Source organism: Hymenobacter agri (assembly GCF_054778495.1).
Map to the genome: position 1 here is coordinate 1 of NZ_BAAGZM010000725.1, position 2,201 is coordinate 2,201.

2 protein-coding genes are annotated in these 2,201 nt (G+C 65.0%); both read left to right on the forward strand.

The features are described from left to right. A partial coding sequence (locus ACYVDE_RS21440) for a TolC family protein (protein WP_460503574.1) occupies nucleotides 1–1,461 on the forward strand: 1,461 nt, incomplete at its 5' end. A 208-nt stretch (nucleotides 1,462–1,669) separates the two neighbouring features. Then, nucleotides 1,670–2,201: leucine-rich repeat domain-containing protein (locus ACYVDE_RS21445; RefSeq protein ID WP_460503575.1), on the forward strand; the 532-nt coding region annotated here is incomplete at its 3' end.

Genomic DNA, 2,201 nt, shown 5'->3' on the forward strand with positions numbered 1-2,201 from the left:
CCGCCGAACCCGACGCCCAAATCGGACCTCACTGTTCCGGCCCGCGCCGTGGCCCCGCCCCCGCCGGTGCCCATCCAGCCCCTCAAGGCCGTGGTGCCGGTGGATACGGCCCGCGTGTTTTCGTTGCAGGATTTGGCCGAAATGGTGTTTGCCAACCACCCCATCGTGAAGCAGGCCGCCCTGCTCAGCGAGAAGGCGCGCGCGCAGGTGCTGCAGGCCCGCGGCAGCTTCGACCCCAAAGCCACCTCGGGCTTCGACCGCAAAATCTTCGGCGGCACTGACTACTACAACAAGTGGGGCAACGAGTTCAAAGTACCCATCTGGCTGGGCGGTATCGACCTGAAGGCTGGTTACGACCGCTACGTGGGCACCTACGTGAACCCCGAAACCCGCACGCCCCAGAACGGGCTGGTCGGCGTGGGCCTCTCGGTGCCGCTGGGCCAGGGCCTGCTGATTGACGCGCGGCGCAATACCCTGCGGCAGGCCCGCATCATGGTGAGCGCGGCCGAGGCCGACCGGGTGAAGCAAATCAACGACGTGTGGCTGCAAGCCGCCAAGGACTACTGGAACTGGTACTACGCCTACCAGCAGGCCGCCCTGGTGCAGGAAGGCGTGGACCTGGCCGAAACCCGCTTCCGCGCCATCAGCCAGCGCGTGGATTTGGGCGACCAGGCCCCCATCGACTCCGTGGAGGCCCGCATCACCGCCCAGGACCGCCTGCTGCAAGGCCAGCAGCTGGCCGTGGAGCTGCAAAACGCCCGCCTACTCCTCTCCAACCACCTCTGGAACAAGGACGCGCAGCCCGTAGAGCTGCCCGCCGATGCTATTCCGCAGCCTGCCCGGCGCGACAGCGTGACGCGCCGCGAGTTTGAGCGACTGCGCGAGCAGGCCGCCACCCAGCACCCCACCCTGCGCAAGCTCGACGCCAAGCTCCAGCAGCTGAGCATCGAGGAGCGCTACCGCCGCGAGCTGCTGAAACCCACGCTCAACGTGAGCGGCACCCTGCTTAGCCGCGGCGACTTCTACCGCCCCGAAATGCCCGCCAGCTACGATTTCGGCCTGAATAACTACAAAGTGGGCGTCGATTTCGCGCTGCCCATTTTCCTGCGCCAGGCCCGCGGCCAACTGCAAGTGGCCCGCCTCAACCTGCGCGAAACCGCCCTGGAGCAGCAGCAGAGCCGCCGCACCATCGGCAACCAGCTGAACGCGGTGTACAACACCCTGCGCGCCTACGAAAACCAGCTCGCCCTCCAAACCCTCACTATCGCCAACCAGCGCTTGCTGCTCAACGCCGAGCTCCAGAAATACGACCTCGGCGAAAGCACCATCTTCCTCATCAACGCCCGCGAGTCCAAGCTCATCGACCTGCGCATCAAGCAGGAAAGCCTGCGCGCCAGCTACGAAAAGTCGCTGGCCGAGCTGTACTACTACGCCGGTACGCGGTCGAAGAACGGGGAGTAGCGCGGACTTTTAGTCCGAGCCCCAGCACTGTATCGAACGTCATGCCGAGCGCAGCCGAGGCATCTCGCGTGTGGTAACAATCCTGACGTCAGGGGTTACTACTGCACGCGAAATACCTCGGCTGCGCTCGGTATGACGTTTTTTTCAAAACACCGGCCTACCACTCACGCGCGGACTAAAAGTCCGCGCTACGCCGACCTTTGTGGCTATGCATACCCTCGACCAGCTGCGCAGCGGCCAGCTCCACGGCCTCAAGCGCCTCGACCTGAGCGCCGGCCTCACCGAATTTCCCCGCGAAATCTTCGCCCTCGCCGATACCCTCGAAGTTCTCAACCTCACCGGCAACAACCTCTCGGCCCTGCCCGACGACCTGCCGCGCCTGCACCGGCTGCAAGTACTGTTTTGCTCCGAAAACCAGTTTACCGAAGTGCCCGCCGTGCTGGGCCGCGCAGCCCTGCCGTCGGCGCTGCGCTGGCTCATTCTCACCGATAACCAACTGGAAGAACTCCCCGCTGAAATCGGCAACTGCCCGCAGCTGCAGAAGCTGATGCTGGCCGGCAACCAACTCACGGCGCTGCCCGAAACCCTGGCCCACTGCACCAACCTGGAGCTGTTGCGCATTGCCGCCAACCGCCTCACCGCGCTGCCGGCGTGGCTGCTGCGGCTGCCGCGCCTGCACCGGCTGCAAGTACTGTTTTGCTCCGAAAACCAGTTTACCGAAGTGCCCGCCGTGCTGGGCC